Here is a 26586-nt window from a genome sequence, read left to right on the forward strand (position 1 = left end):
GCGCGCCAACCGATACGCTTCCCACCGAGGTCTCCGGATAGATGTTGATCTTCTTCGTCGCTGATCCATCTACCGGAGACCTCACTATGTTCAACCACCGGGCCCCACGTTCCTAAACAGCTCCTAGGCCGGTATCCACCGACGTGAGATCGAAGGTGTTTCCGCCAGGCACATCACGATGTTGATGCGCTGTGTGTGGTCCGTCAGGTGATTTGCGACATCGGTCTGCCACCTGATGTGCGTCACTCGGCCTAGGAAATTGAGGGTGTAGCGGTCCGTGGCCGTTGGCCCTTGATGCTACGGACGGGACGATCTGTCGTGCGGCGGACGGTCGTTGTTTCGCCGTCGGGCAACTCGATCGCGATCGTCGTTTCGGCGACGTGGGCGGTCACGGTGTGGTGCTGGTAGACGCGGCCGAGGGCGATGGTCTGGCCGCAGACCGTGATCGTGCCGACGGCGCTGACGCGGCGTTGCACGGTGACCGGTTCGGTCGACGGGCGTGGCACTGAGCCCGGCGGGCGGGACTGTTGCAGTCGGGTTGCCTCGTCGTGGGTGAGCGGGTTGGGGCGGGTGCGCAGGAGTTCGCGGGTGTCGGGGTCGAAAAACAGCAGTGGGGCGTTTTCTTCGATGTAGATCCCGATGTGGCGTCCGGCCAGGATCTCGGCGGCGAGCACGAGGTGGGCTCCGAGAGAGACGGTGCCGGCCTTGGCGACGGTGCGTTCGACCTCGACGATCCGACGTCCGGCCTGGCTGCCCGGCCCGCCTCGGGATGCGACCGGTTCGGGCCCGGCGGGGATTGCGCCCTGGGAGACGAGGAGGTCGAGGTCGTTGGTGGTGAACCGGGACCGTAGCGACTTCACTCGCTGCCCGCCGACCGACAGGTGCACCCAGTCGCAATCGAGCCAGAATCGCACGACTTGCCCGCAACGGGCAGGGCCGAGCCAGAACTGCCGGCCGCCGACCCACAGGTTGCCCGAGGGCGGCACCACCCGGTCCAGCTCGATCGCATCCCCGGGCTGACGCTGCGGCACTGAGGGCTCGACGATCGACTCCGCCTCTAGGGCTGGCTTGAGCACGAGCGACGGCGGCACCCACAACTCCACGTCAGGACTGGCCGGGGTGGCAGGCTGGAATCGGTCGGCGGGCACCACCGGCTGTTGCTGGTCCAGCGCCTGATGGGGGCGTTCGGTGTTGTATTCGGCCACCCAGGTGTCCACGGCGGCCTGCGCGGCTAGCAGCGACGAGAACGGGCCTTGCTCGCTGATCTCGGGGCGGAAAGTTCCGTGGAAGCGTTCGACCTTGCCGTTCTGGTTCGGCGAGGCGGGTTGGGTCAGTCGATGCGTGATGCCGTTGCGGCGGCAGATCTTGTCGAAGAGCACTTCGCCCCGCTGCGGCCCACGCCCGAACCGGCCGGTGAACTGCTTCCCGTGGTCAGTGATCACCTCTTCGGGCACCCCATAGCGGGCCAGTGCCTCGGCGAAGGCCACACAGACCGCTCGGGACGTCGCGCGCTCCACCACGGCGGCCAGCACGCAGAACCGGGAATGGTCGTCGACCCCGGTGACGATCTTCGCTTCCCGCACCACCCCCGAGGTCGGGTCGACGAGCTCGATGCCACCGACGATGTCGATGCCCCACAACTGCATCGGCCCCGGCCTCTCGAACCGCAGGAACGAATCCCGAGGCCGTTTCAGCGGTCGGGCCCGCGTCAAGCCCTGCCGGATCAGAATCCGATCGATCGTGCGTTCCGAAGGCACCGCGAGATCACCACGTTGCCAGGGTCCGGCGTGTCGGAGCAGTTCCAGGCGGATCCGCCTCGAGCCCCACCGCGGGTGCTCGCGACGCATCTCGGTGACCACGACCTCCACGGCCTCGTCGACCTGGTGCGGACACGAGACCGGGCGATGCGAGCGATCCGCCAAGCCCGCAAGCTGACCGGACAAATACCGCGTGACCCACCGATGCACCGTCGACCGATGCACCCCGAGCTGGGCCGCGATCTCGGTAACCTCCGCGCCCGCCAACACGGCCCGAACCGCGTCCAGACGCTGCTCCACCACAGACAAGACGACCAGTGCCAATCCCGGCCTCCCAGCACCGGGGACGCTCCACGGAAACGTCCCGAACGAGGAAGCCGATCATGGCCGGTGTTGCACATCAGCTGGCGGCGGACGCCTGTCGCACATCATCCGACGGAGCACATTTGATGCGCTGTGCGCGTGTTCAGAGTTTCCTTTTCTTCATCAAGGGCCTGCGGTTTGTACTCGGAAGTTGCAGATGCGGCGTTGGAATACGCGCTAGTCACCAGCACATACCCGTAATGCCCTGACTTCCCCGAGTCCATCGCCTACGACTTCTTCGGGACGACGAACGTTCCTTTTCCGGAGAGGACCTTGAGCAGGCCTTCGTCCCGGAGCGCGTTCACGGCTTTGATCGCGGTCAGGCGGGCGACGCCGTAGATCTCACCGAGTTCCGGGCCGCTGGGGAGCCTGGACCCGGCCGAGAGCTCACCGGACTCGATGTCGGCGCGGAGGTCGTCGGCGATCTGCTGCCAGACGTACTCGGGCGACTCGTGGTCGACACGATCAGCGCGGCTCTCCCAACTCATACCGCGACGTTAACCCTATAGAGCTAACTAGGCCACGCCGATACTAGCCGTAGCTATCTACTGCTATCTAATATTGCCTATGGCAGCTATCGCGGTGGGCGGGTTCATGATCGACCTGGAGCTCACGGTTCTCGACGACCGCGAGTGGTGGACGTGCCCGGTCGGTGGCCTTCGCTGCGGACGTGTGCTCGTCGACCTCGACACGATGGGTCTCGACGCCATGACCTGCCATGTCGAGATCGCTCACCCGCACGTCCTCGCGGCACGGTGGAGTCGGCGTCAGCAATTCGCCCGTGCTTGACCAGCAGCGCAGCGTTGCCGACTGGCTGCGGATGGACGAGGAGGTCGACTTCGCGCCCGCTGGTGGGTCGTCACCCCGCGGGAAGTCGGAGCGGGGAGCTCAGCAGTTCGTCGAGGGGGACGGGTCTGCTCAGGTAGTAGCCCTGGACGTGGTCGCAGCCGATGGTGCGGAGCTGGGCGAGCTGGTGGGCCGTTTCGACGCCCTCGGCCACGACGTCGAGTCCGATCGCGTGGGCCATGGTGACGATGCTGGTGACGATGACCCGGAGCTCATTCGATTCGCTCAGGTCGGTGATGAACGAGCGGTCGATCTTGAGGGTGTCCAGCGGGAGCCGTCGGATCTGGGCCAAGGACGAGTAGCCGGTGCCGAAGTCGTCGATCGCCAGTGACACGCCCAACTCCCGCAAGGTTTCCAGCACGCGCGCTGCCGCAGCCGGGTCTTGCATGATCGCCTCCTCGGTGATCTCCAGGCACAGGGCGCGGGCGGGCAGACCCGAATCCGCGAGGGCGCTCTCCACGAGGCCGGGCAGACCGGGATCGTCGAGCTGGCGCGGCGAGAGGTTCGCGTTGAGCATCAGATCGATGTGGTGCCGCTCCCGCTCGACGGCGAGTTGGTGGGTCGCCGAGCGCAGCATGTGCGCGCCGATGGAGTTGATCAGGTTGGTCTCCTCGGCCACCGGGATGAACTCGGCCGGCGAGATCGGTCCGTGGACCGGGTGGCGCCACCGCAGCAGTCCCTCCACGGCCACCGTGCGATCGGTGCGCAGGTCGGCGACCGGCTGGTAGGCCACCCAGAGCTGGCCCCGTCCCACGGCGTGGCGGAGGTCCTGCTCCAGATCCATGTGCCGCTGCACGCGTTTGCGGAGCTCCACGTCGAAGAACGCGTGGCGCCCACCCCCTCGGGTCTTGGCCCGGTACATCGCCACATCGGCATCACGCAGGAGGTCCTGCCCGGACCGGTCGTCGTCGGGCAGGGCCACGACCACCCCGATGCTGCCGTTGATGTGAAGCTCCCTGCCCTCCATGCGGATCGGTTCGGTCAGGGCGTCGAGCAGGCGCGTGCACCGCTCGGCGAGTGCGGCGTGATCGCTCTCGCCGTCGACGAGGACCACGAACTCGTCCCCGCCCAGTCGGCCGACCAGGCCGTTCGAGGGCGTCACGCGCACCAGCCGCTGCCCGGCGTGGACCAGGACGGCGTCGCCGACACCGTGCCCGAGGGAATCGTTGATGAGCTTGAAGTTGTCGAGGTCGAGGAACAGCACGGCCATCGGCTGCTCCTGGTGTCGGGACTGCTCCAGGTGCCGGAGCACCAGCGTGCGGTTGCCCAGGCCGGTCAGCGGATCGTGGGTGGCCTCGTGCTCCAAGCGGTTCTGGGCCGCGCGCCTCTCGGTGATGTCGGTGAACGACACGACGACCTTGGACGGCGTTCCCGTCGCGGTGTTCAGCGGGCGAGAGGTGACCGCCAGCCAGACCGTGCGACCGTCCGTTCGGTCGAGGCGGATCACCTGGGAGTCCAACAGGGGCGCGCGATCTTCCAGTCGCAGCGCGGCACCGGATTCCTCGAACAGGCGCCAGGAGACGAGTGCAGAACCGACGATCTGCGATTCGCGCGTGCCGAGGATGCGCTGGGCGGCCGGGTTGGCCGATTCGACGATGCCTGCCGAGTCGAGCACGACGACGCCTTCGTCGAGCGTGTCGACCACGGTGGCGAAGTCCTGCTCCGCCCGGTGCCGCTCGGCCTTCTCGTGGCGAGCCAGCTCCTGCTGCATCCGCGCGATGTGGCGGGTTTCGCTCACGATGCGCGCCCGCATCGCCTCCACCGCACGGGCGACCGTGGTCAACTCGGGCGGTCCGGCCTCGTGGACCGGGCGGTCGAGGTCGCCCTCCGACACCTCGTTGACCTGCGACACGAGTGTGCGCAACGGGCGGGTGAGGGAGTTGCGGAGCAGCAGGATCGCCGTTGCCCAGGAGATCAGGCCGACCAGGGCGAGCGCCAGCGTGAGCCAGTTCGCTGCCGTGCGCGCCGCGGCAGCCCGGGCTTCTTCCGCCGCTTCGATCGTGTCTATCCGGGTGCGCAGCTCCCTCAGCTTGCCCCGCAACGATGCGACGTGCCTTTGCTCGGACTGCTTCTCGGGCGTCGAGAGGTCCAGCGGACCCGGGCTGCGGCTGCGCGCGATCATCGGCTCGACGGAGTCCTGCCGCCATTGCTGCGCGGCGGCGTTGACCTGGTTCAGCAGGTCCTGCACCGCGGGGTCGTCGGCGAGTCGACGTCCCACGGTCCTGTGGAACTGGGCGGCGTTGGCCTGGTCGGCCGCGTACGCCTGGAGGAAGGCCGGGTCATCGGTCAGCAGGAACGCCTGCACGCGGTTCTCCTGCTGGGCGTAGGACGTGATCAGGTTGGCGGTGCTGTTCTGCGCCGGCACGACCTTGGTGATCAGGTTCTCGGTCGAGTCCTCGACCCGCTGCCGCAGGGCGAACATCCCGCCGGTGATCACGACGGTCACCACCAGAAGGGCCCCGACGAGCGCGTAGAGGCGTCCCAGCAGGGAGAACCGTCCTCGCCATCGTGGAACCATCCCACGAGTATGCGAGACCGGCGCGCACCGCACTGCCCACGCGAAGCCGCAGGTCACGCCGTCGTGGGGATGATGGCCACGAGGTCCCGGAAGACCTGTCGAACACCCGGCCAGCCCTCGGTCCCTGCCCGACCACGCCGAGCGCCGATTCCGAGATGATACTACCGCTGATGTTACTATCATTGACGGTAGTAAGTTTGGTGGTAGTAATCCTGGAGGCTGCGCGCATGGTGGACTTCGTCGGTCGGCGGGACGAGCTGGCGACGTTGGAGCGCGAGCTTCAGAAGATCGCTTCAGGGGTCGGTGGGGAGCGGCCAGGCAGGTGCGTGATGTTGCGCGGGCGGCGCCGCGTGGGCAAATCGCGCCTGGTCGAGCGCTTCGCGGAGCGTTCCGGGGTGCCGTTCCTGTTCTACGCGGCAACCGGCGCGTCTCCCGAGGCCGATCTGATCCGGCTAGCCCGGGATGCTCAGGCGTCGAACCTCCCGCTGGCGCACCTGATGTCGGCCGCGCAGCCTCGAAACTGGGACGCCGCCTTCGACGTGCTCGCGGCCGCGCTGCCCTCGGACCAGCCGAGCGTCGTGGTCATCGACGAGGTGCCGTACCTCATGGACGCCGACGGCGCTTTCGAAGGAATGCTGCAGCGGGCCTGGGACCGAGCCTTGCAGGCCAAACCCGTGCTGCTGATCCTCATCGGCTCCGACCTGTCGATGATGGAGGCGCTGAACAGCTACGGCCGTCCCTTCCACCAGCGCGGACGGGAGATGGTGCTGGGTCCGCTGAACCCCGCGGAAGTCGGCCGCATGCTGGACCTGGAGCCGGCAGAAGCGTTCGACGCCGCGCTGGTCACCGGCGGACTCCCGCTGATCTGCGCTGACTGGCCGCGCGGCGCAGGCCTGTGGGACTTCCTCGACGAGGCGCTGAACGACCCCGTATCGCCGCTGCTGGTGTCGGCGGAGCGGTCGCTGGCTGCGGAATCCCCGCCGAACGCGCAGCCGCGCAGCGTCCTGTCGGCGATCGGCAGCGGGGAGCGGACCTTCACCAACATCGCACGAGCGGCCGGAGGGATCGGAGGGACGTCGCTGCAGCGATCCCTGGAAACGCTCCTCGTAAAGCGGGTGGTCGCGGCCGAACTGCCCCTGTCGACGCGTCCGTCGAAGGAGCGGCGGTACCGGGTGACGGACTCGTACCTGCGATTCTGGCTGCACCTCGTCGGCCCGTTCATCGAGGAGATCGAGCGGGGGCGGGGCGATCTGACCCTGGCCCGGATCCGGGAGAACTGGACCAGTTGGCGTGGACGGGCGATCGAGCCCGTCATCCGCGAGGCGCTCGCCCGGACGCTGCCCGACGACAAGCTGCCGGAAGCGCCTGCGATGGGCGGGTACTGGACCCGCAGCAACAACGTCGAGATCGACATCGTCGGGGCGGACCGAGCTCCCATCGCCGAGGAACTGCGCTTCGTCGGTTCCATCAAGTGGCTGGAGCAGTCCCCCTTCGACCAGCACGACCTGGTCGCCCTCCACCGCCACCGCGCAGCGCTCACCGACGAACCGGTTCCCGTCGTGGCCGTCACGCGCAGCGGTGCGGACTGCTCAGGTGTTGATGCCGTTTACGGGCCGGCCGATCTGCTCAACGCCTGGCCGCTGTAGGTGCTCTGCCCGCTCTGCTCCGTGTGGGTTGGGCGGAATTGTGTGACGGCTCGGCGTACATCTACTCAGCTCGGAGACGTTCTTCAACGCTGCTGAAACACCCCTGCTGACCTGCAGCATCGTGGTGCGAACGAAAGTCGGGTCGGGGAGTTGTGATGATCGAGGAGAACCGGAGGATCGGCAGGCCCATGTGCCGTTCGGCGAACTTCGCCGTGGTGCTGAGGGTTGCCCAGTGGGAGCTCGACCGGGTGGCCTTCCGGCTGCCCAGGGGCGAGGTCTCCCGGAGCGAACGGCACAGGCTGGCCGACGTGCTGACCGAACTGGCCGACCACCTCCGCGACGACGAGGGCTGACGGCGGCCGGGTGAACCCGGGACCTTTCGAGGTTCCGCCCGACCACGGGACTGCTAGCGTCGGACGCGTGAGTCCGGTACTCGTGATCGGCGCGGGCGTGCACGGCCTGACCTGCGGGGTCGTGCTGGCCGAAGCGGGTCGGCAAGTGCGGATCCGCACCGCTGAGCGGCCCCGCGAGACGACCTCGGCGGTCGCCGGGGCGATGTGGGGCCCAGCGCGGCTCAAACCACCGGAACGGGTGCTGTACTGGGCCACCCTCTCGCACGCCGAGTTCACCGCGCTGGCGCGCGACGAGAACTCCGGCGTGCACCTGGCCGCCGGCCGGATGGCGGCGCGGACCGACCTCGGCGACGTCGTCCCGCCCGAAACCAAGCTGATCCCCGACCTGCACCGATGCGGTGAGCAGGAGCTTCCCGAGGGCTTCGTCTGGGGTTACCGGGGAACCGTCCCGCTGATCGACATGCCCCGCTACCTCGACTACCTCCTGGCACGGTTCCAGGCGGCCGGTGGCGAGATCCTGCTGGCGTCCGTGTCGTCGCTCGCCGACGCAGCCGCCGAATCGGACACCGTCATCAACTGCACCGGCGTCGGGGCGCACGAACTCGTCGGCGACCCCGGCGTGCACCCGGTGCTCGGCCAGCACGTCGTGGTGCGCAACCCCGGCATCGACGAGTACTTCATCGAGCTCAGCGAAGGCGGCGAGTTCACGTCCTGGATGCCGCACGGCGATCGCGTGGTGCTCGGCGGCATCTCCGTCGACCACGACTGGCGGCGGACACCGCGAGCCGAGATCAGCGCGCGGATCCGTCGCCGCGTCGCCCAGCTCGAACCGCGACTCGCCGACGCCGAGGTGCTGGAGGAGACCGTCGGGCTGCGGCCGGGCCGCGACTCGGTGCGGGTCGACGTCGAGCACTACGAAGGCGCCCGCATCATCCACGACTACGGCCACGCCGGCTGCGGCGTCGGGCTGTCCTGGGGATGCGCCTTCGAAGTCGCCGACCTCGTCGAGGAGAGCTAAGAGCTCTTGGGGAATTGCTTTGCGTGGCGGTGCGGGTGGCGGAACCTGAGCGCCTCCGTGGTCTCCGTGCGCCGCTCCTGATGTATGTCCAATACACGGCGTCCCGGCGTACTCGCCACGAAGGCGCTCAGAACCCGCGGCGGTGCCAGCTGCTCAGGTGGTGGAAGAGCATGCGGCTCCGCCACATTCCTCAACAGCCCCTAGTACCTGCTCCGCGGTCGCGCGGGAGCAGCGGCTCCTAGCCGAACTGGTCCACGACGCTGTCGATCTCCTGCGCCAGGGACGTGTCGTTGCTCGTGATGCCGCCCTTGAAGTGCGTCGACAGGTAGAACGTCACCTTGTTGAAGCGGATGTCGATGTCGGGGTGGTGGTTCTCGTTCTCGGCGATCTCGGCGATGCGCATGACGGCCTGGATGGCCTGCGGAAAGCCGGGGAATTCGACCACGCGGACGATGTTGTTGCCGTCCCGGTGCCACTCCGGCAGGTGTTCCAGCGCCTCGGCGATCTGCGCGTCGGTGAGGAGTTCGGTCATGCCCTCATGGTGCCCGAGTGAGAGCGAATCGACCGCCTGCGACGTGCCCAGTCTGAGACCGAGCTGAGAATCCGGTCGATCACTGTGAGAAGGCCCTGAGACCGGATGCTCGCGGCGGGTCGCGGTCGGCATGCTGGTCACCATGTTGCCTCGGGTTCTGGTGGTCGACGACGAGCCGGGAGTGCGGACCGCGCTGCGCCGCGGGCTGTCCGCTGAAGGCATGGAGGTCAGCGTCGCCGCCGACGGCCCCGAAGCGCTGCGCCTGGCCATGACCGGCGCCTTCGACGTCGTGCTGCTCGACGTCATGCTCCCCGGCATGTCCGGTTACCGGGTGCTGGAGCGGATGCGCGAGCAGGACGTGACCACGCCGGTGCTGCTGATCTCGGCCAAGAGCGGCGAGGTCGACCAGGCCGACGGACTCGACCTCGGGGCCGACGGCTACCTGGTCAAGCCCTTCTCCTTCCTGGTGCTGGTGGCTCAGGTGCGGGCGCTGCTGCGGCGGCGCGACAACGCCGGCCAGCAGGCGTGCCTGCGGGTCGGGGCGCTGGAGATCGACCGCAGCAACCGCGAGGTGCACTGGGACGGCCAGCCCGTCACGCTCTCGCCGCGCGAGTTCGGGCTGCTCGTCGCGCTCGCCAGCCACCCCGAGTCGGTGGTGCCCAAGGACGACCTGCTGCGCATGGTGTGGGGCGAGGAGCAGTTCGTCACTCGCAACGTCGTCGAGGTCTACGTCGGCTACCTGCGCCGCAAGCTCACCGCCGTGGGGGCCGGGGAGCTGGTGCAGACCGTGCGCGGGCAGGGCTACCGCGTGTGCGCGCAAGCATGATCAGGAGACTGCGCGGCTGGTGGCAGCGCCGCACCATCCAGTTCCGCACCAGCGTCGTGGCCACCGCCGTCGCGTTGATCGGTCTCGGAGTGGTCGCGCACGCCGGGACCGGGATCGTCAGCTGGCTGCTGATCGACTCCGTCGACGCCGACCTCAAGCGCATCGCGGGCGGCACCGCGAGCCACGTCGCCGCGGGCTCGCCCGTCGTCGGCCGACCCGACGTGCGCGTGCTCGGCGAGAACGGGGAGCCGGTCGACGGCTTGCCCAGCGCGAACCTGAGCGAGTGGCAGATCGCCGAGCTGAGCGCGGGAAGCGGCGTGCTCGACTTCGAGGCGCCCGCCGAGCTGCACCGCTGGCGAGGCGTCCCGGTCACCGACCCCGGCGGCCGGCACCTGCTGGTGGCCGCCGAAGCCCGCCTGGTCGGCTTCGCCGACACCGCCGGGCGCACCGGGAAGCTGCTCAGCTTCGGATCGGTGCTGGCAGCGGCCCTGGTCGGCTTCGCGACCTGGCTGGTCGTGCACCGATCGCTGCGGCCGGTCGACCGCATCCGCAGCGCCGCCGCCGGACTGCCCGAAGGCGAGCGGCTGCCGGTGCCCGAGGCCGCCGACGAGATCCGGGCGCTGGCCGAAGAGCTCAACGCGATGCTCGCCCGCCGCGACGCCGACACCGAACGGCTGCGCCGGTTCACCGGCGACGCGGCCCACGAGCTGCGCAACCCCGTCGCCTCCATCCGCGCCCAGGCCGAGGTCGCGGTCATGCACCCCGACCCGGACATCGCCCACGAGACGCTGCAGGACATCGCTCTCGAAGCGCAGCGGCTGTCCACGCTGGTGGAGAGCCTGCTCGCGCTCGCCCGCGCGGAGCGCGAGGTCGAACCGACCCGGCCGGTGGACCTGGCGGCGGCCGTGCGCGCGGCCGCCGAACGGCTCGGCGGCGACGTCGAACTGGACGTGCCCGAGGACCCCGTGCTCGTGCTGGCCGCGCCCGCCGAGGTCTCGACGGTGCTGGAGAACATCATCGGCAACGCCCAGCGCTACACCCGGACGCTGGTGCGGGTGTCGGTGCAGGCCGAGCCGGGGATGGGCGTGCGGCTGCTGGTCGACGACGACGGCCCCGGCATCCCGGCCGAGCACCGGCCGCGCGTGTTCGACCGGTTCTACCGCGTCGAACCCGACCGGGCCCGCAGCACCGGCGGTGCCGGGCTCGGGCTGGCGCTGGCGGCCGAGGCCGTGACCAGGCGCGGCGGGTCGGTGCGCGCCGGCGAGGCGCCCTCGGGCGGTGCGCGCATCGAGGTCCGCTGGCCGGCCGCGCGCTGACGTCGGGCAAGATTCGTGAACGTGGCGGTTCTGCGGAGTACCGGTCTGATCGAGGCACCACTGGCCACCGTGGGGGCCGCGCTGCGGCACACCCGGACGGCCGAGACCGGGCTGGCCGCCCTCGGCATTCGCGGCCGGTCGCTGACCAGCCCGGATTCGCTGCTGGTGCCCGGTGACGAACTCGCGTTCCGGCTCTCCGCGTTCACCCTGACCACGCGCATCGTGCGGGCCGACGCCGACGGGTTGAGCTCGGTGCTGGTCGCCGGGCCGCTCGCGCAGCTGCGGCACGAGACGGTCCTGGCCCAGGTCGGCCCGCGCACGCTGCTCACCGACTCGGTGCGGTGGACGAGCCCGTTCGGCCCGTTGGGCAGGCTCGGCGACGTCGCCGTGGGCCGCCGGTTGGTGCTCGACGTGCTGGCCGCCCGCATCCACGCCGTCCGCGAGCTCGCCGAGTCCTGGGCGGCGCGCACGATCGTCGTGGGCACCGCCATCGTGCACGAGGGACGGCTGCTCGCTCAGCAGCGCAGCTACCCTGCCTCGCACGCCGGCCAGTGGGAGCTGCCGGGTGGCCGCGTCGAACCCGGCGAGGACGAGTCCGAGGCCGTGGTCCGCGAGTGCCGCGAAGAGCTCGACGTCGAGGTCCGCCCCACCGGCCGCCTCGGCACCGACGTCCCGCTGGACAACGGCATGCTGCTGCGCATCCACACGGCGGAGCTCAAGGACCCCGCCCAGCAGCCCGCAGCGGTCGAGCACCGCGAGGTCCGCTGGGTGAGCGCCGCGGAACTGCCCTCCCTCGACTGGCTCGAAACCGACCGAGTCCTCCTGCACACCTTGCGCGAACTGCTGGAGGACTCACGCCTCCAGGGACGTTCAACGACGGCCGAGTAGTCCCTACTGGCAGGGCGACGAAGAATTCCGCCCGCTTGTCGATCGCTCGCACTGGTCGTCCAGGAGGCTGGCGGGGTCGAGCGAGAAGGGGAACGGCCGCTCGGCCTCGAACTTCTGCGAACCGCAAGCGCTGGTCGTGATGCGGTAGCCGTCGTCTGCGAGCTCGTAGAGGTCGATCGCGCTCAGACGCGAGGTGATCAACATGCGGCCAAGTTGCACGGTGGTGATCAGCGGGCGCCAGGGGTTCCACCCGGTTCCGGGTCCAACCTTCGTGAAAGCGGTTGCGCTGAGTGAGTGAGGGGTTTCGCGGGGTGTGTGGCGGGGAGTCCGATTTCCGGTTGTTCGATCTTGTTCTCGTGGGATTCAACGGGCGAAAGTGATCGGCAAATGCCAGGTGGGGGAGTTACATTGAAAGAATGTTTGTAGTGCTGCTGCAATACACCGCGCCAGAATCGGATATCGACGCCCAACTGGTAGATCACTACGAATGGGTCACCCAGCATTACGACGCAGGCGACTTCATCGCCGCAGGTCACCGGCACCCGCGCAACGGGGCGGTGATCATCGCCCGTGCGATGTCCCGCGGCAGGCTGGACGCCATCCTGGCGACGGACCCGTTCGCCCTGCACAAGCTCGTCCGCTACGAGGTCGTCGAGTTCCAGGCCCTGCGGACGATCCCGGAGCTGGCCGCCTACGCGGACCCGCTGACCACGGTCGCGCAGCGCTAGCCGCCGACCTGTCCCGAGCCGCGGTGCCGGCGCCGCGCCCGGGTCACTTCGCGTCCTTTTTCTTGGCCTTCTTCTGAGCCTTTTTGACCTCCGCCGCTTTCTGATCCTTGAGCAGTTTGCGCAGAGCCACGATGGGGCAGCTCTTGCACGGTGGTTGCGAATGGCAACATTTTTTCTTGACCTTGATGGTGCCTTTGCCCACGGTGCTTCTTTCCGGCGCTGGGGACGGGGTTGCGGCCGAGCGTAGGTGAACCTAACCCGACCTGGCGAACTTGATGTTCGCCGACTGTTCGCTGTTGCGCTGCGCACGTGCGCGTCGGTCCGGGATGTGCTTGCACTACGCTGGAGGGGGCCGCGTGTCGACGTAGCGCCCCCGCAACCCGCGGGGTGCCGCCCGAAATGAGCTCCGCAGCAGCGGCGCAGTGGAGCCGCGGCCGGTGCCTGGAAGTCAGCAGGCGCCATGCGGGGAGATCCGCATCCGGTGCCATCGCCCAGCGGTGCATCACATCGACGAACCGCCGCGACCTTTCCGCGCCGAGCCATGGAGTACCCGCGTGTCCGCCACCAGCGTCGCCGCCCCCACGCGCAGTGATCTGCGCAACGTAGCCATCGTCGCGCACGTCGACCACGGCAAGACCACCCTGGTCGACGCGATGCTGCGCCAGTCCGGTGCCTTCTCCGAACGCGCCGAGCTCGTCGACCGCGTCATGGACTCCAACGACCTGGAACGTGAGAAGGGCATCACGATCCTGGCCAAGAACACCGCGATCCGTCGCGAGACCGAAGACGGTCCGGTCACCATCAACGTCGTCGACACCCCCGGCCACGCCGACTTCGGCGGCGAGGTGGAGCGCGCGCTGTCGATGGTCGACGGCGTGACCCTGCTGGTCGACGCCAGTGAGGGCCCGCTGCCGCAGACCCGCTTCGTGCTGCGCAAGGCGCTGGCCGCGAAGCTGCCGGTCATCCTGGTCGTCAACAAGGTCGACCGCCCCGACGCGCGCTGCGCCGAGGTCGTCGAAGAGGCCCACGACCTGCTGCTGGAGCTCGCCAGCGAGCTCGACGGCGAGGTTGACCTGGACATGGAGGCCATCCTCGACCTGCCGGTCGTCTACGCCTCCGCCCGCGCCGGCCGCGCCTCGATGGAGCAGCCGGTCGACGGCGAGCTGCCCGACGAGGAGAACCTGGACTCGCTGTTCAAGGTCCTGCTCGACCACGTCCCCGCGCCCATCGCCGACTTCGACTCGCCGCTGAGCGCGCTGGTCACCAACCTCGACGCCTCGTCGTTCCTGGGCCGCATCGGCCTGTGCCGGATCCACTCCGGCACCATGCGCAAGGGCCAGACCGTCGGCTGGTGCCGCGAGGACGGCAGCGTCGAGAAGGTCCGCCTGACCGAGCTGCTGATCACCGAGAACCTCACCCGCGTCCCTGCCGAGGAGGCCTCCGCGGGCGACCTGGTGGCCATCGCCGGCGTCCCGGACATCACCATCGGTGACACCCTCACCGACCCGGACAACCCGAAGCCGCTGCCCCGGATCACAGTCGACGACCCGGCGATCTCGATGACCATCGGCGTCAACACCTCGCCGCTGACCGGCCGCAACGGCGGCACCAAGATCACCGCCCGGCAGGTCAAGTCCCGCCTGGACTCGGAGCTGATCGGCAACGTCAGCATGAAGGTGCTGCCCACCGAGAAGCCCGACGCCTGGGAGGTCCAGGGCCGCGGTGAGCTGGCGCTGGCCATCCTGGTCGAGAACATGCGCCGCGAGGGCTTCGAGCTGACCGTCGGCAAGCCGCAGGTGGTCACCAAGACCATCGACGGCAAGCTGTGCGAGCCGTTCGAGCGGCTGACCATCGACGCCCCCGAGGAGCACCTCGGCGCCGTCACCCAGCTGCTGGCCGGCCGCAAGGGCCGCATGGAGACCATGGACGGGCACGGCACCGGCCGCATCAAGCTGATCTACGTGATCCCCTCGCGCGGGCTGATCGGGTTCCGCACCGAGTTCCTCACCGAGACCCGCGGCACCGGCATCGCCAACCACGTCTTCGAGGGCTACTTCCCGTGGGTGGGCGAGCTGCGCACCCGCCACAGCGGCTCGTTGGTCGCCGACCGCTCCGGCCCGGCCACCAACTACGCGCTGCTGCAGCTGGCCGACCGCGGCTCGTTCTTCGTGCAGCCGACCAGCGAGGTCTACGAGGGCATGGTCGTGGGCGAGAACCCGCGCGCCGAGGACCTCGACGTGAACATCACCAAGGAGAAGAAGCTCACCAACATGCGGTCCTCGACCGCAGATGAGCTGGAGAAGCTGGCCAAGCCGCGCACCCTCTCGCTGGAGGAGGCCCTGGAGTTCTGCTCCGGCGACGAGTGCGTCGAGGTCGGCCCGGACGCCATTCGCGTCCGGAAGATCATCCTGGACAGCACCACCCGAGGCCGCGAGCGCTCCCGCCAGAAGGCCCGCGACAACGGCTGATCTTCATCTGTCGCGCACGGCTGGGTCGCTCAGCGGTGCGGGCATCTGAGCGGCTTCGTGGACTCCGCGCGCCACGAAGCCGCTCAGAACCCCCGGCGGTGCCGGTTGCGTGCTTGGGGTAAAGAGAAACCACCTCCGGTGCCTGCCTGACGGTGGCCGCTGGCGCTGACGGACCCCGGGGACGATCATCGGATCGGTTGCGGAACCATGGGGGGCTCTCGCGCGTCCTGCGTTCGGATGATGTCGTTCGGACCCGAGGCGCGTGTGGCCCGGGGTGATCCTCCGGCGGCCGATGTGAGGGGAGGTTCGGCGTGACCCAGGGTCGACGCCGCGCACTGGGCGCGGTTCCCCTGCTGGTGACCGTCGTCAGCCTGGTCGCGGGCTGCACGGACGCGCCGCCACCGCAGTTGGTGGAGCCGGGTCCGACGACCAGCGCACCCAGCACGAGCACTCCCGCGCAGCCGATGCCGATCGAGGTCGTCGTCGGCGTCGATGAGCTCGAAGGCGGGTTCAACCCGCACACCCTCGCCGACCTGTCGCCGACGAGCTCCGCGCTCGCCGGGCTGATGCTGCCTTCGGTGTTCCGGCCGGGCCCGGACGGCGCGCTGCAGCTGGACACCAACCTGATGGAGTCCGCCGAGATCGTCCCGGACGCGGAGAAGTTCACCGTCCGGTACCGGATCAAGCAGCAGGCCAGCTGGTCCGACGGCGCCCCGATTGCCGCCGAGGACTTCGTCTACCTGTGGGAACAGCTCCGCTCCCAGCCCGGGGTGGCGGACCCGTCCGGCTACCGGCTGATCGACGACGTCGCCTCCAGGCAGGGCGGCAAGACCGTCGACGTCACCTTCAGCAAGCCCTTCGCGGGATGGCAGACGCTGTTCAACAACCTGCTGCCCGCGCACCTGCTGCGCGCCGCGCCGCGCGGCTGGGGAACCGTCCTCGACGACGGCTACCCGGCTTCGGGCGGCCCGTTCGCGATCCGGCAGATCGACCTGGACCGAGGCGAGATCATCCTGGAGCGCAACGACCGCTACTGGGGTCCGCCCGCGCAGTCCGACCGGATCGTGCTCCGCGCCGTCGACAAGGCCCGCCAGGTCGAGGCGCTGCGCAGCGGAGACAGCCACCTGGCGCTGTTCAGCGCCGACGCCGGGACCGTGCGGTCGCTGCGCGACCTGGGCGACCAGGTGCAGATGATGACCGTTCCGCGCCCGGCGACCATGGAGATGCTGCTGCGGCAGGACAGCCGCGCGCTCGCCGACGTCAAGGTCCGGCAGGCCGTGATGGCCGCGCTGGACCGCCCCGCGCTCATCGAGGCGGGAACCGGCGGCGGGCCCGGCGAGCAGTTGCAGGCCCACGCGCAGGTCCTCGCGCCGTCGGAGCGCGGCTACACGCCCACCGAACCCGCCGGTGCCTTGCCGAAGCGTCCCGACCCGGCGCAGGTCGAGCGGCTGCTCACCGAGGCCGGGTACCAGCGCACGGGCGGTTCGTGGATCCGCGACGGACGTCCGCTGAACCTGGTGATCGCCGCGCCCTTCGAGCACGAGGGCTACATCAGCATCGCCGAAGCCGCCGCCCAGCAGCTCCGCGCGCAGGGCATCCAGGCCACCGTGGTGACGCCGACCGGGGATCAGCTCTTCGGCGAGATGCTCGCCACCGATCCGCACTCCGCCGAGGCGGGCACCTCGGGCACCGTCGACATGGCGGTCGCGCCGCGCCCGGCCGGCGGCGATCCGGCCGCCACCATGGCCTCGTCCTACGGCTGCCCGGGTGTGGACCCGGACAGCGAGCAGCCGCTGCCCTACAACGCGGCCGGTTTCTGCGACGAGCTCCTGCAACCCACGATCGACGCGGCCCTGTCCGGCCGGATGTCCTTCCAGCAGGCGTCGGCGAACGTCGAATCCGTGCTGTGGCGGGACGCGATCGCCCTGCCTCTCTACCAGCAGGCGCAGGTCCTGGCGCTGAGCAACGAGGCCACCGGCGTCCAGGCCGGCAACGGTTTCGCGGGCCCGTTCTCCACGGCAGCCCAATGGCTAGGAACACCAGCAGAAAACGACGGCTACTAATACTTCGTGAACTGATCTGTGGTTTGCTGCTTGGCGGTGCGGGTGGCGGAACCTGACACGCCTTCTGGCTCCGGGATCCGCGACTTGAGTATGTCGATACGCGGCGCTGCGGCTGTCCTCCCCAGAAGACGTGTCAGAACCCACGGGGGTGCCGGTTGCTCAGGTGGGGTAAGGAGAAAGCACCTTCGGCGCTTGCCTGACGTTGGCTGGCGTTGGGGGCTTCGTTGTTGTTCTTCTGCTGCGATTAGGCTGGACCGGTGACGCTGACGGCCCCACCGCGGTTGCTGCTGGTACACGCGCATCCAGACGACGAGACCCTGTGGACCGGCGGGACGATCGCCCGCTACGCCGCTCGCGGCGTGCAGGTCTACGTGGTGACCTGCACCCTCGGCGAGGAAGGCGAGGTCATCCCGGAGAGCCTGCAGGGGCTGGTGTCGGATCAAGCCGACCAGCTCGGCGGCTACCGGGTCGGTGAGCTCCGCTCGGCCTGCGCCGCGCTGCGGGTCGCCGACCAGCGGTTCCTGGGTGGTGTCGGCCGGTGGCGCGACTCCGGGATGCTCTGGGAGCAGCCCGGCCAGGCGACCGCTCGCCCCGACGCCCATCCGCGCGCCTTCGCCATCGGCGACCGCGAACCGCAGGTCGCAGCGCTGGCGGACATCCTCGACGAGGTCAAGCCGCAGGTCGTCGTGACCTACGCCGAGGACGGCGGCTACGGGCACCCCGACCACATCCGCGCCCACGAGATCACGCGCGCGGCGGTCGAACGGGTCCCGGACGTGGACCGGTTGTTCTACGCGGTGCCCTCGCGCGATGCGCTGGCCGCGGGTCTGGCCGACCTCGCGCGTTCCGACGACCTGCCCTTCGACCTGCCCGAACCGCACGAGCTGGCCAGCGTCGCCGACGAGACGATCACCACCGTCATCGACATCGCCGAGCACCTGCCCGCCAAGATCAGCGCGCTGCGGGCGCACGGCACCCAGGTCAAGGTCTGGGTCGAGCAGTGGCGCAACGGCGACGGCGTCGCCTCCTACGCGCTGTCCAACGGCGTGGCGCACCCGGTGGTGACCGCCGAGCACTACGTCCTGGCCACCGGCCCGTCCGAGGGCTGCGAGGCGGACCTGTTCGGCGGACTCGGGGTGAGCGGCACCGAACCGGTGGGGGACCGGTGACGCGTCGGGACAGGACCCTGTTCGGCTTCCTGCTGCTCGACGCGGTCCTGCTGGCGATCCTGGAGCTCATGTACCTGCCGCTCTACATCGGCTCGGTGCAGTTCCCGATCACCGCCGCCGTGGCGGCCGTGACGACTCCGCTGCTGGTCGCCGAGGCAGGCCGGATCTCCCGGAGCCGCCGCGTCGCGGGCGCACCGCTGGTCCTGTGGTTCGCGGTGGTGCTGGTGTTCGGCGTGTTCGGACCCGGCGGTGACGTGGTGCTGCTCGGCAGCGACTGGCGCACCTTGCTGCTCATCGCCGGAGGCGCCCTGCCCAGCGCCATGATGCTCGGCATCGTCCTCGCCAAGCCCGCGCGCTGACCTCTCGGGGAGTACCGCGGAGTTTCGTGTGGGCGAACACCGCGTTCTCGCGCCCGGTCGTCGGCCCCGTTTCGGCAGAATGGGTCCCGGGAGGACCCATGGCCGAAGTGTTGACCGATGAACGCGTCGCAGCCGTGCTGCGGCCGTTCGTGCGGGCCGCGACGCCCGTGCTCGCCGCGCTGCGCGAAGCCGACCCCGTTCGGCTGCGAGGGCGGGAGATCGACGCCCTGGGCGACGGGGCGATCCACAAGCTGCTGCGGCAGCTCGACTCGATGCAGCTGCCCGGCAGCTCCACGTGGGACGCGATGAGCGTCGACGAGCGCTGCGACTGGTGGACGCTGCGCGTGGGCCGGTTCCTGGCGCTGGCGGCGGGGCTGCCGCGGTTCGGCGGCGCGATCACGTCCCGGCTGCCGATGCGCAACGCCTTGGGCATCACCGGGCAGAGCCTGGTGCTGTGCGCGATCGCCGGCGAGCACGGGGTGACCGATTCCGCCGTCAAGGTCCAGCTGATCGCCGAGGTGCTGCTGGGGCGGAAGATCAGCCGCGAGCTGGCCGCCGGGTCCGCCGAGGACGACGTGCGCACGCAGGAGCTCACCGAGGACATCGACGCCTCGAAGCGCGAGCACGGTAAAGCGACCGTGAAGGCCGTCGTGCGCACGGTGTGGCGGATGGCACGTGCGGTGTGGGAGTTCGATTCCGAACTCGACAAGAGGCCCCAGGGACGGTTGCACCACCAGCTTCTGGGGAACCTTCCGGTCGTGGGCGTTATCGGTGGTTACCTGGGAGAACATTCGGCCCTCAAGCGGATCGGCCGGAAGGGTGCGGAGTGGTTGCACCAGAACGGTTTACGCCGTTAACTCCCCCGACGTAGAGTCGTCGGGACTCCCGAGCTGTGGGACCAGTTACGCGCTCAGGGGGGTCCGAGAGATACTGTCAGCAGTCGCGCCAGGAGATTCCTGAGCGTGCGTTGGACAACGCTTCGAGCAGGAGTGCAACCGTGACCTACGTGATCGCCGAGCCCTGCGTGGACGTGCTCGACAAGGCATGCATCGAAGAGTGCCCTGTCGACTGCATCTACGAGGGCGGGCGGATGCTCTACATCCACCCCGATGAGTGCGTCGACTGCGGTGCCTGCGAGCCGGTCTGCCCGGTCGAGGCCATCTACTACGAAGACGACGTGCCGGACGAGTGGGCCGCCTACACGAAGGCGAACGTGGACTTCTTCGACGAGCTCGGCTCGCCGGGTGGCGCTGCGAAGGTGGGCAAGGTCAACAAGGACGTCGAGCCCGTCACGAGCCTGCCGCCTCAGGGCGAATGAGTTCCGCGACCGGCCCGGGCGCAGCAGCGTCCGGGCCACGGCTTCCTGACTTCCCCTGGGACTCGCTGGCACCGCACAAGGCGACCGCCAACGCCCACCCGGACGGCATCGTCGATCTGTCCGTGGGCACCCCGGTCGACCCGGTGCCGGCGAAGCTCCAGGACGCTCTCTCGGCCGTGGCGGAGGTGCCGGGCTACCCGGCCACGCACGGCACTCCGGCCCTGCGCGAAGCGGCCGTGGAGTCGCTGCGCAGGCGCTACGGCATCACCGGTCTGGAACCGGACGCGGTGCTGCCGACCATCGGTTCCAAGGAACTGGTCGCCTGGCTGCCGACGCTGCTGGGCGTGCGGCCCGGCGACGTCGTCGCCATCCCGGACCTGGCCTACCCGACCTACGAGGTCGGCGCGAAGATCGCCGGCGCCGAGGTCGTCCGGCTCGCCCCCGGTGAGCTGCCGCCCGCCGGGACGAGGCTGCTGTGGCTGAACTCGCCGTCCAACCCGACCGGACGCGTGCTCACCGCCGACGAGCTCGGCCGGATGGTGCGCGCCGCCCAGGACATGGGCGCCGTGGTGGCCTCCGACGAGTGCTACCTGGCGCTGGGCTGGGACGCCGAGCCGGTCTCGGTGCTGCACCCCTCGGTCGGTGCCGCGCGCGACGGCCTGCTGGCCGTGCACTCGCTGTCGAAGTCGTCGAACCTGGCCGGTTACCGCGCCGGGTTCGTCACCGGTGGTCCGGCGCTGGTCGCGCGGCTGCTGGAGCTGCGCAAGCACGCCGGGATGATCGTTCCGCGACCCGTCCAGGAGGCGGTCACCGCCGCGCTGGGCGACGACGAGCACGTCGCCGCCCAGCGCGAGCTCTACGCCGCCCGCCGCGCGGTGCTGCGTCCCGCGCTGGAGTCGGCCGGGTTCACCATCGAGCACTCGCAGGCCGGGCTGTACCTGTGGTCGACCCGGGGCGAGGACGCCTGGGCGACCGTGGAATGGCTCGCGCAGCGGGGAATCCTCGCCGCCCCCGGCACGTTCTACGGGCCCGACGGCTCGCGCCACGTCCGCATCGCGATGACGGCCACCGACGAGCGGATCGCCACCGCGGCGAAGCGCTTGGGCTCCTGATCCGAGCGGTTCCGGTCCCGTCCCACGAGGTTCGGGCCGGAACCGGCGGTCGGTCTCACACCTCGGCTGCTGCTCCGCTGAGGGCGCGCCAGGACTCCGGCCACCGGCCGCGTCGGTCTGCCTTGCGTACCTCCTCGCGTTCCACGAGACGTCCTGCGGCGAAGGCGATTCCGGCATCCGGGCGCGGCCCGAAGCCGTCCAGCAGCGCCCGGATCCGCTCCTCCGCAACGCAGGCGTCCTGGTGCTCGCCGAGGACGTCCTGGAAGCCCTTCGTGACCTTGATCAGCCGCTTCACCGGAGCACCGAGCAGCGGTTCGGCGAGCTCGGCGGTGTAGCGGACCTTCTTGCCGTCGATGCGCAGCGCGTGCAGCTCGGCGTCGGCGGGCTCGGCCGGAAGCCGTTCGACGGCCTTGCGGAGCTTGCCGCACTGCCGCCGCACCAGTCGGCGGAGCTGCGACGCGGCGTCCACATCGGAGCCCCGCCCGGGGAGTTCCCGCGTGGCGCGGGCCAGCAGCTCCAGCAGGTCCTGGTAGCGGTCGCTGTCCAGCGCGGTCAGCATGTCGTCCCTGGCCCGCAGGTACTCGGTGTCGAGGCCGGAGACCAGCTGCTCGGCGGCAGCCCGCTCGGTCGCGGGGAGGTCGGTGAACTCCGAGCGGAGCCGTTCCAGCAGCACGTCCAGGTCCCGGACCGGGCCGAGCGCCCTGCCCAGCCAGCCCAGCTCGGCGCGCAGCGGCTCGGACTCGCCGCGATCCAGGAACGGGCGCGCCGAGCGCAGCATCGCGCGCATCCGCCGCACCGACACCCTCATCTGGTGCAGCTCCTCGGGATCCTCCCCGACGCGCGTCCCGGCCTCGTGCGCCCGCAGCGCCCGCAACCGCGCGTCCAGCCCGGCGCGGACGTGAGCCGCGATCGACGCCTCGCGCCCCACCTCCACGGGCTCGGCGGAGAGCACGTCCTCGAGGAGCCGGGAAACAGCCATCCCCCATGCTAAAACGGACAACTCACCCGACAGCCTGCTCCGAACGGACCAAACTCAGCGGAAAGGGCCCCTCCCACCTGCGGTGGAAGGGGCCCTTCTCAGTTCAAGATCCGAGATCTCACGCGAGCGGCGGCGCCGCGAGGAGCGTCAGATCAGTCGTTGGCGTGCAGCGCTGCGTTGAGCTCGACCTTGCCGCCGGAGCGGGTGGTGACCTCGACGGCGCCGGTGGTGGAGTTGCGGCGGAACAGCAGGCCGTCGTTGCCGGAGACCTCGGAGGCCTTGGTGAGCGTGCCGTCCGGCAGCGTGATCTTGGTGCCGGCCGTGACGTACAGGCCCGCCTCGACGACGCAGTCGTCGCCCAGCGAGATGCCGATGCCGCCGTTGGCGCCGATCAGGCAGCGCTCACCGATGGAGATGACCTCCTTGCCGCCGCCGGACAGCGTGCCCATGATCGACGCGCCGCCGCCGACGTCCGAGCCGTCGCCGACCACGACACCGGCCGAGATGCGGCCCTCCACCATGGACGCGCCCAGCGTCCCGGCGTTGAAGTTCACGAAGCCCTCGTGCATCACGGTCGTGCCGCTGGCCAGGTGGGCACCCAGCCGGACCCGGTCCGCGTCGCCGATGCGCACGCCGGAGGGCACCACGTAGTCGACCATGCGCGGGAACTTGTCGATGCTGTAGACGGTCACCGGCCCGCGCGCCCGCAGCCGCAGCCGGGTCGCCTCGAAGCCCTCCACCGGGCACGGCCCGTGGTTGGTCCACACGACGTTGGCCAGCAGGCCGAACTGACCGTCGAGGCTCACCCCGTGCGGGCGCACCAGGCGGTGCGACAGCAGGTGCAGTCGCAGGTAGACGTCGTGCGCGTCGGCCGGGGCGTCGGCCAGCTTCGCGATGTCGACGCGGACCGCGATGACCTCGACGCCGCGGGCGTCATCCCGCCCGAGCAGGGCGACACCGGCCTCGCCGAGGGATTCGGCGGCCTGCTCCGCGGTCAGCTTGGTCGTGCCGGACTGGCCCGACTCGCTCAGCTTGACGGTGGGGAACCAGGTGTCGAGAACCGTGCCGTCGTCGGTCACGGTCGCCAGGCCCACGCCGTGGGCACCCGTGGTCTGCGGGTCGGGGATGTTCGCGCTCATGCCCAAAACGGTAATCGGCAACGCGGCGCTCGGCCCGCACGGGGTGGGGCGTTCAGCTCTTCAGCGCACCCGGGAGGTGACATCCGGTGGTGACCGTCAGGATCGTGCCGCGCGAGGTGCCGAAGGTGTAGACCCCGCCGTAGGAGTCGTTGCCGGTGATCTCGTGGTCGCCCGTGCGGTTGACGATGATCTCCGGTTCGCCGAAGCCGTACTCCGCGGTGATCGACCGGACGATGGACACCGCGCTCGGCCAGTCCACGTCGGCGACCGGCTGCGCGGCCCGCCAGGACTGCAACACCCGGCTCTCGGCGTCGGCACCGGAGAACTCCGAGCACTCCACCTTCGTCTCAGGAGCTGACACCGCCCAGCGCAGCGGCCCGACCAGGCGATCGAGCAGGTCTCTCAGGCGCTGCTGCATCTGCTCGTACTGCGCGCTGATCTGCTCGATGCTCGGACGCTGCTGAAGCGCACTTCGCGGGTCCAGCACGGGTACCCCCGTCACGGTCGGACGTAGATCCGGACGTAGAGAAATGATGCCGGATAGCCGATCTTGACCGGACCCGGCACCCCCTCTGAGTTCCCTGTGAGCCTCGACACTCAACCGAACAGGTTCAGCACGACGCCCATCAGCACCAGCGCGACCAGCGGACCGGCCACGAGCCCCGCCAGCCCGACGACCACCGCGGTGCCCGTCGAACCCGGCCGCCGGACCCGGAACCAGAGGAACACCGGCCCGGCAAGCAGCACGAGCACGGACACCGCCGTGGCGGCCCCGGCGGGCGTGCAGCCGCCGTGTCCGCCCGGGTGGCAGGGCACGGCCGCGCTCCAGATGCCGATGAACGCGGTGAAGGCCGCGATCGGCAGCGCCGCGAGCGTGGCCAGCACGGCGAAGACCACCGCCGCCGTGCGGCCGCTGGTGTCGGGTGCGCTCACGACCTCACCCCTTCGCCGACTGCAGCAGGTGACACCCGGTCCGCACGCTCAGGACGGTGTTGGCGGCCGCGCCGAGCTGCAACCGGGCGCCGTAGGGGTTGTGCAGCTCGATCTTGTGGTCGCCCGGTCGGTCGGTGACCACGTGCAGCTCGGTGAACCCGCGCGACGCCCCCACCTCGGTGGCGATCTGCAGAGCACGCGGCCACTGCTCGTCCGGGATGCCGCCCTTCTGCATCCACGTGGCCAGGGTGCGCTGCTCGGCACCTCGCACGTCGGCGAAGTCCGGGCACGCCGACTCACCGGTGTTGCCCTCGTCGGTGAACTCCGGCAGCCCGATCTCGGCGACCAGCCGTTCCCGCAGCTCCTGCTGCATCCGGTCGTAGTCGGCCGCGACCTCCTCCATGCTGGGGCGCTGCCGCAGTGCGTTGAGCTGGTCTTCCATGCTTTCCCCATCCCCTCCGCCGGCCGCGCACCCGGAGAGGAGAGCGGCGCTGAGGATCAGTGTGGCGAATCGCCTCATGAGAACAGGTCCTTGATGTCCGAAACCCGGTCGCTGCCCCAGTCCTGGACCGCCGAAGCGCCTTCCTGGACCTGGTGCGGGACGTACGACAGCCCGTCGCCCACCCCGTTGGTCTTGCCCTCCACCGCGTTCTCCGGCACGCCGCCGACGACCGAGGCGATGTTGTGCTGGCTGGTGGTGTCCGGGTCGAGGTAGTCGCTGTGCCCGGTGACCTGACCGCCCTCGTCGGACTTCTCGGTCGACAGATCGGTGAACCCGTCCATGTGCGACGGGTCCCCGCCGAATCGGGCGAAGTCGGCCACCGGGTCGTCCTTGGCCTCCAGCCGGTAGGTGTGGCCCTCCGGGACGTTCAGGTCCTCGATGTCGTTGGTGCCGACGCCGGGGGAGCCGTAGATGATCGCGTCGTCCACGCCGTGCCCGCCGCCCTGCAGCGCGTAGCCGGTGGTGGTGGAGCCGTAGGAGTGGCCGATCGCGGTCAGGTGCGGATCGGTCTCACGAGAGCTGTTGATGCCCTTGTAGAACTCGTTGAGCTTCGCCCCGCCGTCCTCGGCCGACTTCGAGTTGGCGACGGAATCGCCCAGCAGATCGGTGTTCTCGGACTCCTGAGGGGCCTCGTAGCCGAGCCAGAACACACCGGCGACCTCGCCGTCCTTGCCGGACCGCATCATCTCCCGCTGGGATTCGGCGACCAGCTCCTGGGTTTCGGCGTCGGCGCCCTTCAGGCTGCCCTCGACGGTGGTCGTGTACCCGGGGGTGAACACCGAGACGTGGTCGGCGGTGTCCACGTCGCCCACGGCCACGGCGGTCTTCAGCCGCTCGCCTCCGGCGTCGAGGACCAACAGCTGCCGGTTGTCGCGGGCGATGGTGTCCTCGACGGCGTCCAGGCCCTTGAGCTTCGCGTCGATCTGGTCGGCCTTCTCCTGCTCGTCCTCGCTGATCCCGCCCTGCGCCAAGCGGTTCCGCTCGTTGCGCAGCTGCGTCCGGGTGTCGTCGAGGTTCGCGCGGTTCGCCGCGTCGCGCACGACCGCCGGGATGCCGTCCCGGTTGCCCAGCCACGCGGGCGGGTTCTCCCGCAGCGCCGAGCGCTGCTCGTCGGACAGCGACTTCCACCACTCGGCGTTGGCCTGAGCGGTGTTGTGCGGCGGTTTTCCGGCCGAGGCGGCGAGAGCCTTCAGCTCGTCCGTCTCGGCCGCGTCTGCCAGGGATGTGCCCTTGCCGGGTTTGATCTGGTCCTCGTCCGCGGCGGTGAGTGCCTTGGCGAGTTCGGCGTCGATGGCGTCGGCCTGGTCGAGGATCTTCTCGATCTCGGCGACCAGGTCGTCGCGGACGCGGGTGCGTTCGGCCTTGACCTGCTCCAGCTGGTCGGCCGGAACGTTCTGGGGCGGGGCGACGTCGCGGACGCCGCCCTCCTCGGTGATCTGGAAGCCGTGGGCCTGGGCCTCGTGGTCGGTGGCGTCGACGCGGCGCTTGAGCGCGGTGACGTCGTCGGCGGCGGTGGCGACCGCCGCCCGGACCGTGGCGACCTCGGCGACCAGCGAGCGCATGTCCTCCAGCAGCCGCCGGTGCTGCTCGGCGGAGCGCTGGGCGGCCTCGCCGGTCCAGCCGTCGGGGTTGCGGGCGCCGTCGAGCTCGTCCTGCAGGTTGATCAGGTCGTCCCGGCGCTTGCCGAGGTCGCTGTGCACCGCGTCGAGGCGGTCGGCGTTCCAGCGCCGCACGTCGGCGTAGCTGACCATCC

The 26586-nt window shown here is 69.9% G+C and carries 27 protein-coding genes; 15 read left to right on the top strand and 12 right to left on the bottom strand.

Annotated features, from left to right (window positions below; all coding sequences use genetic code 11):
• Window positions 1–251: 251 nt before the first annotated feature.
• Entirely contained in the window at window positions 252–2081 is a 1830-nt protein-coding gene (locus tag E1181_RS24550; RefSeq protein ID WP_132678248.1) for an IS481 family transposase, read from the bottom strand.
• A gap of 266 nt (window positions 2082–2347) precedes the next feature.
• On the bottom strand, window positions 2348–2608 hold the full coding sequence (locus tag E1181_RS24555) for a GntR family transcriptional regulator (RefSeq protein WP_132678250.1): 261 nt from the start codon (window positions 2606–2608) through the stop codon (window positions 2348–2350).
• 79 nt (window positions 2609–2687) lie between these two features.
• On the opposite strand from E1181_RS24555, the gene E1181_RS24560 reads away from it, so the two are divergent.
• Window positions 2688–2909: a hypothetical protein gene (locus tag E1181_RS24560; protein ID WP_132678252.1), complete on the top strand. Its 222-nt coding sequence runs from the start codon at window positions 2688–2690 to the stop codon at window positions 2907–2909.
• Between the two features lie 70 nt (window positions 2910–2979).
• Here the strand turns inward: E1181_RS24560 and E1181_RS24565 are convergent, their stop codons facing one another.
• The gene (locus E1181_RS24565) at window positions 2980–5484 is read right to left on the bottom strand and encodes an EAL domain-containing protein (RefSeq protein WP_165944734.1); all 2505 of its coding nucleotides are present in this window, start codon (window positions 5482–5484) and stop codon (window positions 2980–2982) included.
• A gap of 227 nt (window positions 5485–5711) precedes the next feature.
• Between E1181_RS24565 and E1181_RS24570 the strand changes: the two genes are divergently transcribed.
• The 3 genes from E1181_RS24570 to E1181_RS24580 all read left to right on the top strand — a co-directional run bounded on the left by E1181_RS24570 (window position 5712) and on the right by E1181_RS24580 (window position 8501).
• Window positions 5712–7130, top strand: a complete 1419-nt coding sequence (locus E1181_RS24570; RefSeq protein WP_132678256.1) for an ATP-binding protein — start codon at window positions 5712–5714, stop codon at window positions 7128–7130.
• Between the two features lie 155 nt (window positions 7131–7285).
• Window positions 7286–7483, top strand: a complete 198-nt coding sequence (locus E1181_RS24575; RefSeq protein WP_132678257.1) for a hypothetical protein — start codon at window positions 7286–7288, stop codon at window positions 7481–7483.
• A gap of 67 nt (window positions 7484–7550) precedes the next feature.
• A complete protein-coding gene (locus E1181_RS24580; protein WP_132678259.1) occupies window positions 7551–8501 on the top strand; it encodes an FAD-dependent oxidoreductase in 951 nt (316 codons plus the stop codon).
• A 238-nt stretch (window positions 8502–8739) separates the two neighbouring features.
• On the opposite strand, the gene E1181_RS24585 is transcribed toward E1181_RS24580, so the two are convergent.
• Window positions 8740–9033, bottom strand: a complete 294-nt coding sequence (locus E1181_RS24585; RefSeq protein WP_132678261.1) for a 4a-hydroxytetrahydrobiopterin dehydratase — start codon at window positions 9031–9033, stop codon at window positions 8740–8742.
• Between the two features lie 142 nt (window positions 9034–9175).
• Here E1181_RS24585 and E1181_RS24590 point away from each other — a divergent pair, with 142 nt between their 5' ends.
• From E1181_RS24590 to E1181_RS24600, 3 genes are read left to right on the top strand one after another with little or no spacing between them, the layout of a single operon-like run.
• The gene (locus tag E1181_RS24590) at window positions 9176–9859 is read left to right on the top strand and encodes a response regulator transcription factor (RefSeq protein ID WP_132678263.1); all 684 of its coding nucleotides are present in this window, start codon (window positions 9176–9178) and stop codon (window positions 9857–9859) included.
• Window positions 9856–11175, top strand: coding sequence for a sensor histidine kinase (locus tag E1181_RS24595; RefSeq protein ID WP_132678264.1), 1320 nt, complete (start codon window positions 9856–9858; stop codon window positions 11173–11175). The genes E1181_RS24590 and E1181_RS24595 overlap by 4 nt, the downstream gene beginning before the upstream one ends.
• A 21-nt stretch (window positions 11176–11196) precedes the next feature.
• Window positions 11197–12063, top strand: coding sequence for an NUDIX domain-containing protein (locus E1181_RS24600; protein WP_235877012.1), 867 nt, complete (start codon window positions 11197–11199; stop codon window positions 12061–12063).
• Between the two features lie 3 nt (window positions 12064–12066).
• Here E1181_RS24600 and E1181_RS24605 read toward each other — a convergent pair whose 3' ends face one another.
• Entirely contained in the window at window positions 12067–12267 is a 201-nt protein-coding gene (locus tag E1181_RS24605; RefSeq protein ID WP_132678266.1) for a hypothetical protein, read from the bottom strand.
• Window positions 12268–12479: 212 nt separating this feature from the next.
• On the opposite strand from E1181_RS24605, the gene E1181_RS24610 reads away from it, so the two are divergent.
• Window positions 12480–12791, top strand: a complete 312-nt coding sequence (locus E1181_RS24610; protein ID WP_132678267.1) for a YciI family protein — start codon at window positions 12480–12482, stop codon at window positions 12789–12791.
• Between the two features lie 43 nt (window positions 12792–12834).
• Here E1181_RS24610 and E1181_RS31560 read toward each other — a convergent pair whose 3' ends face one another.
• Window positions 12835–12993, bottom strand: a complete 159-nt coding sequence (locus tag E1181_RS31560) for a hypothetical protein (RefSeq protein ID WP_165943908.1) — start codon at window positions 12991–12993, stop codon at window positions 12835–12837.
• Between the two features lie 352 nt (window positions 12994–13345).
• Between E1181_RS31560 and typA the strand changes: the two genes are divergently transcribed.
• From typA to dapC, 7 genes are all read left to right on the top strand, one after another.
• Entirely contained in the window at window positions 13346–15259 is a 1914-nt protein-coding gene (gene typA, locus E1181_RS24615) for a translational GTPase TypA (RefSeq protein WP_132678268.1), read from the top strand.
• A gap of 311 nt (window positions 15260–15570) precedes the next feature.
• On the top strand, window positions 15571–17322 hold the full coding sequence (locus E1181_RS24620) for an ABC transporter family substrate-binding protein (RefSeq protein ID WP_165944735.1): 1752 nt from the start codon (window positions 15571–15573) through the stop codon (window positions 17320–17322).
• Between the two features lie 257 nt (window positions 17323–17579).
• Window positions 17580–18491 carry an N-acetyl-1-D-myo-inositol-2-amino-2-deoxy-alpha-D-glucopyranoside deacetylase gene (mshB, locus tag E1181_RS24625; RefSeq protein ID WP_132678270.1) on the top strand — a complete coding sequence of 304 codons (912 nt, stop codon included), beginning with the start codon at window positions 17580–17582 and terminating at the stop codon, window positions 18489–18491.
• Window positions 18488–18850, top strand: coding sequence for a hypothetical protein (locus E1181_RS24630; protein ID WP_132678271.1), 363 nt, complete (start codon window positions 18488–18490; stop codon window positions 18848–18850). Before mshB ends, E1181_RS24630 begins: the two co-directional genes overlap by 4 nt.
• A 98-nt stretch (window positions 18851–18948) precedes the next feature.
• Window positions 18949–19707 carry a hypothetical protein gene (locus E1181_RS24635; RefSeq protein ID WP_132678273.1) on the top strand — a complete coding sequence of 253 codons (759 nt, stop codon included), beginning with the start codon at window positions 18949–18951 and terminating at the stop codon, window positions 19705–19707.
• A 140-nt stretch (window positions 19708–19847) separates the two neighbouring features.
• The gene (fdxA, locus tag E1181_RS24640; RefSeq protein WP_132619637.1) at window positions 19848–20168 is read left to right on the top strand and encodes a ferredoxin; all 321 of its coding nucleotides are present in this window, start codon (window positions 19848–19850) and stop codon (window positions 20166–20168) included.
• Window positions 20165–21280: a succinyldiaminopimelate transaminase gene (gene dapC, locus E1181_RS24645; RefSeq protein WP_132678274.1), complete on the top strand. Its 1116-nt coding sequence runs from the start codon at window positions 20165–20167 to the stop codon at window positions 21278–21280. Before fdxA ends, dapC begins: the two co-directional genes overlap by 4 nt.
• Before the next feature lie 55 nt (window positions 21281–21335).
• On the opposite strand, the gene E1181_RS24650 is transcribed toward dapC, so the two are convergent.
• The 6 genes from E1181_RS24650 to E1181_RS24675 all read right to left on the bottom strand — a co-directional run bounded on the left by E1181_RS24650 (window position 21336) and on the right by E1181_RS24675 (window position 26584).
• Entirely contained in the window at window positions 21336–22259 is a 924-nt protein-coding gene (locus tag E1181_RS24650; protein WP_132678276.1) for a CHAD domain-containing protein, read from the bottom strand.
• A 152-nt stretch (window positions 22260–22411) separates the two neighbouring features.
• Window positions 22412–23398: a 2,3,4,5-tetrahydropyridine-2,6-dicarboxylate N-succinyltransferase gene (gene dapD, locus E1181_RS24655; RefSeq protein WP_132678277.1), complete on the bottom strand. Its 987-nt coding sequence runs from the start codon at window positions 23396–23398 to the stop codon at window positions 22412–22414.
• Window positions 23399–23450: 52 nt separating this feature from the next.
• Window positions 23451–23900 carry an LppA family lipoprotein gene (locus E1181_RS24660; protein ID WP_235877013.1) on the bottom strand — a complete coding sequence of 150 codons (450 nt, stop codon included), beginning with the start codon at window positions 23898–23900 and terminating at the stop codon, window positions 23451–23453.
• A 95-nt stretch (window positions 23901–23995) separates the two neighbouring features.
• Window positions 23996–24331 (bottom strand): hypothetical protein, encoded by a 336-nt coding sequence (locus E1181_RS24665; protein WP_132678279.1) that lies wholly within the window; start codon window positions 24329–24331, stop codon window positions 23996–23998.
• A 4-nt stretch (window positions 24332–24335) separates the two neighbouring features.
• The gene (locus E1181_RS24670) at window positions 24336–24773 is read right to left on the bottom strand and encodes an LppA family lipoprotein (protein ID WP_165944736.1); all 438 of its coding nucleotides are present in this window, start codon (window positions 24771–24773) and stop codon (window positions 24336–24338) included.
• Window positions 24774–24847: 74 nt separating this feature from the next.
• Complete coding sequence (locus tag E1181_RS24675; protein WP_132678282.1) at window positions 24848–26584, bottom strand: alpha/beta hydrolase; 1737 nt, start codon at window positions 26582–26584, stop codon at window positions 24848–24850.
• Window positions 26585–26586: the final 2 nt, after the last annotated feature.

The organism is Saccharopolyspora terrae (assembly GCF_004348435.1).
In the GTDB taxonomy this organism is placed as follows: Bacteria; Actinomycetota; Actinomycetes; order Mycobacteriales; family Pseudonocardiaceae; genus Saccharopolyspora; species Saccharopolyspora endophytica.

Excerpts from the sequence above, each read along its gene's own strand:
- E1181_RS24555 (WP_132678250.1), bottom strand. The coding sequence starts at position 2,608 with ATGAGTTGGGAGAGCCGCGCTGATCGTGTCGACCACGAGTCGCCCGAG.
- E1181_RS24560 (WP_132678252.1), top strand. The coding sequence starts at position 2,688 with ATGGCAGCTATCGCGGTGGGCGGGTTCATGATCGACCTGGAGCTCACG.
- E1181_RS24565 (WP_165944734.1), bottom strand. The coding sequence starts at position 5,484 with ATGGTTCCACGATGGCGAGGACGGTTCTCCCTGCTGGGACGCCTCTAC.
- E1181_RS24570 (WP_132678256.1), top strand. The coding sequence starts at position 5,712 with ATGGTGGACTTCGTCGGTCGGCGGGACGAGCTGGCGACGTTGGAGCGC.
- E1181_RS24575 (WP_132678257.1), top strand. The coding sequence starts at position 7,286 with ATGATCGAGGAGAACCGGAGGATCGGCAGGCCCATGTGCCGTTCGGCG.
- E1181_RS24585 (WP_132678261.1), bottom strand. The coding sequence starts at position 9,033 with ATGACCGAACTCCTCACCGACGCGCAGATCGCCGAGGCGCTGGAACAC.
- E1181_RS24590 (WP_132678263.1), top strand. The coding sequence starts at position 9,176 with ATGTTGCCTCGGGTTCTGGTGGTCGACGACGAGCCGGGAGTGCGGACC.
- E1181_RS24595 (WP_132678264.1), top strand. The coding sequence starts at position 9,856 with ATGATCAGGAGACTGCGCGGCTGGTGGCAGCGCCGCACCATCCAGTTC.
- E1181_RS24605 (WP_132678266.1), bottom strand. The coding sequence starts at position 12,267 with ATGTTGATCACCTCGCGTCTGAGCGCGATCGACCTCTACGAGCTCGCA.
- E1181_RS24610 (WP_132678267.1), top strand. The coding sequence starts at position 12,480 with ATGTTTGTAGTGCTGCTGCAATACACCGCGCCAGAATCGGATATCGAC.
- E1181_RS24635 (WP_132678273.1), top strand. The coding sequence starts at position 18,949 with ATGGCCGAAGTGTTGACCGATGAACGCGTCGCAGCCGTGCTGCGGCCG.
- dapC (WP_132678274.1), top strand. The coding sequence starts at position 20,165 with ATGAGTTCCGCGACCGGCCCGGGCGCAGCAGCGTCCGGGCCACGGCTT.
- E1181_RS24650 (WP_132678276.1), bottom strand. The coding sequence starts at position 22,259 with ATGGCTGTTTCCCGGCTCCTCGAGGACGTGCTCTCCGCCGAGCCCGTG.
- dapD (WP_132678277.1), bottom strand. The coding sequence starts at position 23,398 with ATGAGCGCGAACATCCCCGACCCGCAGACCACGGGTGCCCACGGCGTG.
- E1181_RS24670 (WP_165944736.1), bottom strand. The coding sequence starts at position 24,773 with ATGGAAGACCAGCTCAACGCACTGCGGCAGCGCCCCAGCATGGAGGAG.
- E1181_RS24675 (WP_132678282.1), bottom strand. The coding sequence starts at position 26,584 with ATGGTCAGCTACGCCGACGTGCGGCGCTGGAACGCCGACCGCCTCGAC.